Here is a 7,897-nt window from a genome sequence, read left to right as displayed (position 1 = left end):
GCCCACACCCCGGCCGCGCGAGACCGGGGGAGCGCTTCGCCGACCCCTATCACGCAACTTGATCGCGAAACCATCAAAATCGCTGACCGCACTCAGCCGTGGCTCTCGCGAACCTTGCCGACGGCACCGACCAGAGGCTTAACCAACTCGCGCGACGCCTTCAGGGAAAGTCGCTCGACCGCCATTGGTGGGAGGGGCACGCGGAAGAGGAGGTTGCCTGATGTGCATCGCGAGACTTCAGGGTCGGGCGACCGCGATGCCGCGGTTGCCGTTTCACTGGATCCTCCCTATCGGTGTGCCGGCGAGTGCGGCGACATTCGACTGGAGCGCGCAAGGCTGGGCCATCGGTGTCTGCGCACTCGTCCTGCTCCTCGGCTGCGCGCGCAGGAACGGATGCGATCACCTGCCCGATCCCGGCTCATCGGGTGCGGGCCTTGCGCGGCAGCGACCGGGCAACGGCGACCCTCCGCTGACCCACGCGCGGGGCTATGTGAGCGCCGGCGGACGCACCGAGCGGCCAGTACCTGCGCAGAGCAGTCGGCCCGGCACACGCCGATCCCGTCCGGAGCTCGCGAGGGTCGCGTAATGACCAGGGCACGACGACTCCTCGTCTTGGCCCTTCTGCTGATTGCCACACCCGGCCACGGCTCCGGATTCGCCCTCATCGAGCGTGACGCCGCGGGTCTCGGGCGCGCCTATGCCGGGCAGGCGGCCGTCGTCAGCCCTTCGGCAGTGGCCTTCAACCCGGCCGCGCTACCGACAATCACCACGGTGAGCGCGAATGTCTCGTATCTCTGGAACCATCTGCAACCGGAGGACGCAGGTACGGAGACCGCTGTCCCGGCGCTCTTCGGCACGACGCACGGAATCGGTCTCGGGGTGTACGGGGAGTTCGGTCTCGCCACCGACTATCCCACCGACTGGCCAGGGCGCTATCACGCCCTGCATTCAGAGATCACGGCTGCACGTATTCAGATCGCAGGGGGCTTCCCCGTGACTCCGACCTTGAGACTGGGCATCGGACTCTTCCTACAGTCGTTCGCTGCGGAGCTGACGCAGGCGGTGCCGACGCCGCTCGGCGATCGGGTCTCGAAGGTCGAAGGCGACGACACCGGCATCGGCTGGACCCTCGGCGCGCTCTGGAACCCGCTCCCCGAACTGGCCCTCGGGCTGTCCTATGGATCGGCTGTCGATCATGTGTTGAACGGTACGGCAACCACGCCGCGCGGCCGACAGCCTGCGTCCGTGCCGATCACCACCCCCGAGGTCCTGCGCTCCGGGATGCGTTGGACGGTACGCCCGCAGTTCGCCCTGATGGCGGGTGCGACCTGGACGCGTTGGAGCCGAATGCAGGCGCTCGACATCCGTCTCGCGGACGGCAACCGGCTCCTCGAAGAGCACGCTTGGCGCGATACCTGGCGCCTTGATCTGGGTGGTGAATACGCCCTCGGGCCTTGGACGTGGCGACTCGGTACAGCATGGGACCAGTCGCCTGTGGCAACTGCCACAGCTCGCTCGCCGCGTCTGCCCGACAGCGATCGGACCTGGCTGGCGGGGGGGCTCGACTACCGCACAGGCCCCTGGTCCCTGAGCCTGAGCTACGCCCACCTCTGGTTTGCAGGCGGTCGAGGCGAGCATCCGCCGATCGACTACAGCGCCGGCAGCGACATCCTCGCCGCCGGAATCACTCGCAGTTGGTGAAGGAGCACTTATGCCGAACGAGTCCACAGAGATTCCCTGTAAACAGCGTATCCGCCAAGCACGACGACTGTCGTGGAGAGCAGGATTCGAGGAGGCCATGCGCACCGTCGAGGTCAATCTGGCGCTTCTGCTGATCCTCGCCGAGCAACAGGCCGAGCTGGCTCCACCCGGTGCGGACGAGCATGTTCGCGCACATCAACGGCTGTCGGATCTGACGCAGGCCTTCGCCGTCATCACCTCCAACCCGGTTGACCGGATGGACGATCGTGCACGCCTCGGCGGGGCTCTGTCCGGGGCGGTCGAGCAGATCCTCGCCCCGCTGCGTGCGAGCGGGTGTGGCACCGGTCTCGATCGCAACATGGAAGGTGCCGAGGATCTGGTTTATGCCATCCTCATGGAACTCCCGCTCTGGCCGAACAGTTGGGGACAGGATGTTGCGGCGGCGGCCTGGTTGCTGACCGACGAGGGGACGAACCGGTGTTTCCGCTCGCGCGCCTCCGGGAGGCTTGCCTCACACACGATCCCCGAGGGCGCCATCGCGGCCAACACGCCAACACGGTCCGACCGCGCGGCATGAGCAAACATGCGTACCCTGTCCCGCCGATGCCGATCGCTACTTGTCCTTCCACTCGTCATCGCCGGCCTGAATGCCCGCGCCGATTGTCCTGGAAGCGCACGGCTCGAAGATGCGTTGGTGCTGGTAACGACGGCCAACCCGGTACTGGTTGCGGCGGGGGCCGTCGTGCAGGAATCGCGCAAGAGTCGCGATTGGAACGCCGTGTTGACGATCGGCTACGACTCGAACGAGACCTACGAAACAGGAGCGGCCGGGGCGCGGGCGGCCGTCAACGTCCAAATCCCGCTCTTCGACAACCAGTCGAGCGTCGCCAAGGCCAAGGAGCAAGCCGCATTCACGGCACAGCAGGACGCGACCGCAGCCGCATTCATCGGCGACATCCAAACCCTGTGCGATCTGGCGAGCCAGCGTAGCGGCTTCGAAACCATGAGAAGCCTGACGAAGGACCGGCTGGAGTACCGACAGGAGCGTGTGAATCAGGGCTTGGACCCGGCCGACCGACTGTGGCAGGAGGCCGAAGCCTTGCAGAACCAGGAGCATCAATGGCGCGCCGCCGAGAGCAAGCTCGACGCACTGCGTCTGACGCTGGCGCGCCGTTACGGAGGTGAGGAATGGCAACGGCTGCAGGCGCTGTTGACGGCGATGACGAACTGATCGAGACGGCACCCGCCGACGATCAGATCTTCGTCGGGCGCGCCGCCGAGCTGGAACAGGGTCTCGCCGCCCTGCGCATCGGACACAGCATCCTGATCAAGGGGCAACCCGGCATCGGCAAGCGCTCACTCCTGCGCGAGATCCGGTTGCGCCTCGCCGAGAAGCGGATCTGTCTCTGTCCGACGCTTGCCACACCCAAGGCGTTCGTCTCCCAGCTTGCCGAGCAGGTGCATCACGCCGTCGGCTTGACGGTCCCGGAGCGGCTCATCCCGCCGCGGTTCCGTGCCGAGGCCGAGCGCACCGGGCGGATCGCCTGGAAGCACATCCAACGCACCATCGTGCGGCTGCCCGCCCAAGAGGTCATCCATTTGGTCCTCACCTCGCTGGAGGGGCGCGAGGACGTGGTGCTGTTCGTGGAGAGCTTGGAGGTCCCGCCCTCTCAGGCGGACATGCTCCACCAGCTTGCCGAGCATTGTCAGGTCGCTGCCGGGATCGAGACCCAGAACCGACGCAACAAGGTCATGCGACTGCTGTGGCGGTTTCAGGTCACGCTCGAGCTCAAGCCGCTGATCAGTTCCGAAAGTCGCGAGCTGATCGAGCGGCACCTCGAGCGCGCGCCCATCGACTTCGAAAACGAGAAGGTCCGTGACGCCTTCGTGACGCGCGTGGTACGCGAATCGCGCGGCCTGCCCGAGGCCATTACCGGAATGCTGGCGGCCGCGGTCAACGAGCGCGAGGTCACCCGCCGTTCCCTGCACGGATTCCACCACGAGTCGGCCATCACCTACATCGACATGACGCCGATGCTGCTGATCCTGGCTGTCTCCCTGATGGCATTGCGCTATGTCTCGCGCGGAATCGGGGTGCAGGAGCTCATGGTCCTGGCGGGCGTGGGGACGTCCCTGTTCTCGCTCATGCTCTTCTTCGCACGGCGCATGTCGAGCCAGGGGCGCTGATGCTGACGCCGACGCATCTCGTCGCCGGACAGACCGCCTATCTCGCGGTCTGTGTCGCGAGCGGCAACCCGCCGGCCCCGAACGAGGCGCTGGTCGCCTTGGGCGCGGCGATGCTGCCGGACCTCGACTCGCGGCAGTCCTACATCGGGCGATTGGTCCCGCCTCTCTCGACCTGGATCGGGACGCGCTTCGGCCACCGCACCCTGACCCACTCGCTGGCGGCTCAGGTTGTGGCTCTCATCATCGCTTGGTGGCTGATCCCGACCGGCTACTTCATCGCACTGGCCGCGGGCTGGATCTCCCATTCAGTCGCCGACATGATGACCCGGTCGGGTGTCTGCTGGTTCTGGCCCTCGTTGGCGCGCTGCGTCCTGCCGGGGAATCCGCGGTATCGCATGGAGGTGCTGGGACACGGCGAGCTGTGGTTCCTGTCCATCATGGTGCTGCTCGGTCTGGTGCTGATGCCGCTGGCCCAGCGTGCGGAAGGCACGACCGGGCTGATCCGCTCGGCGATCGGGGACATTGCCACGGCGCGGCGGGACTTCGACGCCGACAAAGGGCGCCTGGCCTTCACACTGACGCTGCGCGGTCGCGACAACCTGAGCTATGCCGACGTCTCGGGCACCTATTCCGTCATCGGGCCCTGGCGTGAAGACGGCTTCCTGATCGCCACGTCGGGCGGTCCGCGCTCGTCATGCGGAAGCACGGCGTGCGACTGGTATGCGGCCCATGCCGACCTGACGCGGGCCGGCGCGCAGACCACCACCTCGTTTGAGCTCCGTGCCGAGGTCACGAGCGCCGAGGCGATCCGCACGGCACTTGCCCCCTTGGCTGCCGACGAGATCTATCTGCTCGGCACCTTCATCGCACCCGAGTCGAAGGCAGCGCTCCCGACCGTGGCGATCTCGGGTGACGAGGTGACCCTCTTCTATGCGACGCCGCCGATGCTGGATGCCTGGAGCACGCGCGCCCTCACCGCCGTCGAGCTGACGGTTCAGGCACGACATGCCCCGGGGGTCGATCCCGGTCAGCTCGGACCGATCGGACCTGCGGCACCGACCATCGACCCTCGCATCATGAGGTGGCTGGAGTGAGCGGTTCGGGGATGCTGGACGTTGCGCATCATCGGCTGGCCCTGTTCTGGGGGCTCGCGCTCCTCGGGCTGGTGGCGCCCTGGTTGCTGACGGAGCTCGAATTTGGAGACTGGACGATCCTCGCACCCTCGGGCCGCGCCTGCGCCGTGGCTTCCATCCATGACGGCGACACGCTCCGAGCCGTCTGTGACGGAGAGCGGCTACAGGTGCGACTCTACTGCATCGATGCCCCCGAGATGTCGCAGGCACACTGGGGGCGCGCGAGCCGCGATCATTTGCGCCGCATGTCACCCAGTCAGGTGACCATCCGGGTCCACGACACCGACCGCTACGGACGACAGATCGGGGAGATCCTGACGGCGGACGGCTTGAGCTTGAACCTAGCGATGGTGTCGGCCGGTCAAGCGGCGGTCTATCCCCGCTACTGTCAGGATCCGCGATTCTTCGCCGCGGAGCGCGCGGCGCGGATCGGGGGCATGGGGATCTGGGCGAGCGCTGGTAACCATCAGCGCCCATGGGATCATCGACGCGGATCCCAGTGAGGGGAACCATGGTCGAGCATGGCGGGCTGTGGCAACTGCCACAGTCGACGCCTTGATCGGTTGTCGAGCGCCTGAACGGTGGCCAAACGGATCGACTTGGTTCCCGTAATCGGTACGTCATGGAGCTGTGGCAACTGCCACAGTCGACGATTTTGGTCGGTTCTCCGACGACCTGGGGGATGGCCGATCGGCTCGTCTCTGTCCGAATCGATGCGTCTGAGACCTGTGGCAACTGCCAGGGTCATTTCGCATAAGGATGCATCGGCGACGACAGCGCAACTTAGTCTGCTCCGCACGCGGCACCACATCGCTCGAACGTCGACGTGTGAAAAGCCGGCCTGCCGCGGCGGTCGAGAACACCACCAGGACGCGCATCTCGGAGCGCGCAAGCTCGCCCTGTGACATCGCGAGGTGGCATTGGAGCCTTTGAGACTCCCTACCGAACTCAGTTCGGCCCATTGCGCCTGTACCAGTCGGCGTCGACGTCGGTAAACCGCTGCGCAGGCCTTCCGTCGCAAGGCGCCTGCCTCAGGAGTGCGGCCCGTCGGATTACGTCGATTTCGCCCTGCTGACGCGATGGCCTGTAAGCGGTGAGGCAGAGACCGCTGTGTTCGCTCTTCAGCGTCCAAATGCTAGAGGTTGGTGAGTCTGTCGGAGCCCGGACGATCTCCCATTTTTCATTGGCGCTCCCTACGCAGGGGTAGAGGATTATCTCGGCCTCCACATCGGTACGCGCGCCCGAGATGTTTACGCAACGGCCGCTCAATACGTGCAGGAGTCGATGCGTCGCAGGGTCGTACGACCAGATCTCGTACTCTGGCCCGACCGGGCACCCTCCGGCGGATCCCAGTAGAACCGTGTCGTGGCAGGACTCAAAGCTGAGTTGCACCTCGATGGCGGCGTCGGGCGGCGCCAGGAGCGGCGCGTCTTCGCTTTCGGCGTAAAGGGCTCGGCGACGCGACAGCACCTCGGCGGGCACGCTAGCCGGAAAGCCGCCCAGGATGATGTCGGACCGGCCGATGCAGGTAATGCCACGCTTTTCCAGGCTTTGGTGGCCGTTGGAGAAGCCGCCGACGTAGCCGAACCCCCTGCAGAACTGGGCCGCATCGGCTCTCGCGCTGAGCCAAGGCACTTCGTTGAGGTCGTAACGGCCGGCGACGGGAAGGAGCTCCGCGTCGACGTCCGAGAAGCTGCCGGCCGAGGGGTTAATGCAAATTATCCCCATCCGTTGGTCGGAAGCTCCAGGAGGCCGCAGCATGTAGCCGGTCATGAAACCGCCTACGGAGCCTGGAACCCGCGCCTGGCATACGCCGGCCGCGGCGCGTGCGCCTTGGGCCCAGTTCACCGAGTTAATGTCCTGGAAACCCCATCCGGACCCGTCCAGGTCCGCTTGTGTCGCGTCGTAAAAGGCGCCGCCGCTTCGCCCGATGCAGGCGAACCGGAATTCTTCTCCCCTCGTCGTCGTGGGGATGAAGTGACCGCCGATGAAGCCTCGGTTAAAACACATGACCTGGGCCGCGCGTTGGGCGGAGGCCCAGTGCGCGAGCCCGAGCGCACGCAGTTGGTTGACAGGCGGCCCGGTCAGCGGCGCACCCTCGGGCACCGCCGACACCTCCTCGGCATAAGCGTCTGCGGCTCCGAACGGTTGAGACTGATCGAGGAAGGTGCGCGCTACGACGGTGATCCAAGGTTCATGGTTGTGGATGGTGGCCGCTGTTCCGTTGGTGGTCGAGGTTATGCCGGCGAGCAGCGATTGGCCGCCGTTCTGCACGAATACGGGCCCCCCGCTGTCGCCCTGCGCCGTGGTTTCGCCAACCGGCCCGGCCTCGATCTGTAGGGTGCGCCCGCCTACGGACGACACGCGTGTCGTCAGTGACAGGTACCCCCCCGTCGACCGACCATAGACCGTCGAGGTCTTGCCGGTCGGATCGTCCCGGTTGAGTCGAGTGAAAAAGCTGTTGGTCGATCCGTCGAGCGGTACGGGCCTGGACAGGCGCACCAGACCGAGGTCCGGCCCCGCAGGATCGTTGGCCCACGCGCCGAACTTGTAGATCGCATCCGCGGTATAGACACCCGGCACCCCGGTCACCGTGATGTCCGTCCGCCGTCCCGTCATTGAGTCGAGGCAGTGACCCGCTGTCAGCGCCCAGACGTTGGTCAGCAGAACGCCCGAGCAGCCTACTCCGGCGCCGGTCGCGACAGTGTATGTTCTGACGTTGACGAGACCGAGCCTCTGCTCTTCAGCCTGCGATACGGCGGTGCCGCCGGTCAGCGCTTGCTGGCTGACACCCGTCGGCTGCGCGAACGCAGATCCCGAGAGTTCGAGCGAAAGAAGCAGAACCGTAAGAGCAGCCTTCATGGTCTTCACCCCCG

Annotated in this window: 8 protein-coding genes; 7 read left to right on the top strand and 1 reads right to left on the bottom strand. The window is 66.1% G+C overall.

What is annotated here, in order from left to right; translation table 11 throughout:
• Window positions 1-220: 220 nt before the first annotated feature.
• The 7 genes from BLV04_RS25115 (at window position 221) to BLV04_RS21980 (ending at window position 5,524) form a co-directional block, all read left to right on the top strand.
• Complete coding sequence (locus tag BLV04_RS25115) at window positions 221-586, top strand: hypothetical protein (RefSeq protein ID WP_175534755.1); 366 nt, start codon at window positions 221-223, stop codon at window positions 584-586.
• The gene (locus tag BLV04_RS22005) at window positions 586-1,701 is read left to right on the top strand and encodes an OmpP1/FadL family transporter (protein ID WP_175534754.1); all 1,116 of its coding nucleotides are present in this window, start codon (window positions 586-588) and stop codon (window positions 1,699-1,701) included. The genes BLV04_RS25115 and BLV04_RS22005 overlap by 1 nt, the downstream gene beginning before the upstream one ends.
• A gap of 97 nt (window positions 1,702-1,798) precedes the next feature.
• A complete protein-coding gene (locus BLV04_RS22000) occupies window positions 1,799-2,278 on the top strand; it encodes a hypothetical protein (protein WP_093037786.1) in 480 nt (159 codons plus the stop codon).
• Between the two features lie 6 nt (window positions 2,279-2,284).
• A complete protein-coding gene (locus tag BLV04_RS21995; RefSeq protein ID WP_139192009.1) occupies window positions 2,285-2,932 on the top strand; it encodes a hypothetical protein in 648 nt (215 codons plus the stop codon).
• The gene (locus BLV04_RS21990; protein WP_093037780.1) at window positions 2,890-3,888 is read left to right on the top strand and encodes an ATP-binding protein; all 999 of its coding nucleotides are present in this window, start codon (window positions 2,890-2,892) and stop codon (window positions 3,886-3,888) included. The genes BLV04_RS21995 and BLV04_RS21990 overlap by 43 nt, the downstream gene beginning before the upstream one ends.
• Entirely contained in the window at window positions 3,888-4,982 is a 1,095-nt protein-coding gene (locus BLV04_RS21985; RefSeq protein ID WP_093037776.1) for a metal-dependent hydrolase, read from the top strand. The genes BLV04_RS21990 and BLV04_RS21985 overlap by 1 nt, the downstream gene beginning before the upstream one ends.
• An 11-nt stretch (window positions 4,983-4,993) precedes the next feature.
• A complete protein-coding gene (locus BLV04_RS21980; protein ID WP_093037773.1) occupies window positions 4,994-5,524 on the top strand; it encodes a thermonuclease family protein in 531 nt (176 codons plus the stop codon).
• Window positions 5,525-5,969: 445 nt separating this feature from the next.
• Here the strand turns inward: BLV04_RS21980 and BLV04_RS21975 are convergent, their stop codons facing one another.
• On the bottom strand, window positions 5,970-7,883 hold the full coding sequence (locus BLV04_RS21975) for a trypsin-like serine protease (RefSeq protein WP_093037770.1): 1,914 nt from the start codon (window positions 7,881-7,883) through the stop codon (window positions 5,970-5,972).
• Between the last annotated feature and the right edge of the window lie 14 nt (window positions 7,884-7,897).

It is taken from the genome of Thiocapsa roseopersicina, from assembly GCF_900106925.1.
In the GTDB taxonomy this organism is placed as follows: Bacteria; Pseudomonadota; Gammaproteobacteria; order Chromatiales; family Chromatiaceae; genus Thiocapsa; species Thiocapsa roseopersicina.
Note: the sequence above shows the minus strand (reverse complement) of the source record. Positions and strands in the feature narration are given on the sequence as shown.

What these genes read in the sequence shown, in the direction of transcription:
- BLV04_RS21995 (WP_139192009.1), top strand. Translation starts at nt 2,285, where the DNA reads ATGCGTACCCTGTCCCGCCGATGCCGATCGCTACTTGTCCTTCCACTC.
- BLV04_RS25115 (WP_175534755.1), top strand. Translation starts at nt 221, where the DNA reads ATGTGCATCGCGAGACTTCAGGGTCGGGCGACCGCGATGCCGCGGTTG.
- BLV04_RS21980 (WP_093037773.1), top strand. Translation starts at nt 4,994, where the DNA reads ATGCTGGACGTTGCGCATCATCGGCTGGCCCTGTTCTGGGGGCTCGCG.
- BLV04_RS22000 (WP_093037786.1), top strand. Translation starts at nt 1,799, where the DNA reads ATGCGCACCGTCGAGGTCAATCTGGCGCTTCTGCTGATCCTCGCCGAG.
- BLV04_RS22005 (WP_175534754.1), top strand. Translation starts at nt 586, where the DNA reads ATGACCAGGGCACGACGACTCCTCGTCTTGGCCCTTCTGCTGATTGCC.
- BLV04_RS21990 (WP_093037780.1), top strand. Translation starts at nt 2,890, where the DNA reads ATGGCAACGGCTGCAGGCGCTGTTGACGGCGATGACGAACTGATCGAG.
- BLV04_RS21985 (WP_093037776.1), top strand. Translation starts at nt 3,888, where the DNA reads ATGCTGACGCCGACGCATCTCGTCGCCGGACAGACCGCCTATCTCGCG.
- BLV04_RS21975 (WP_093037770.1), bottom strand. Translation starts at nt 7,883, where the DNA reads ATGAAGGCTGCTCTTACGGTTCTGCTTCTTTCGCTCGAACTCTCGGGA.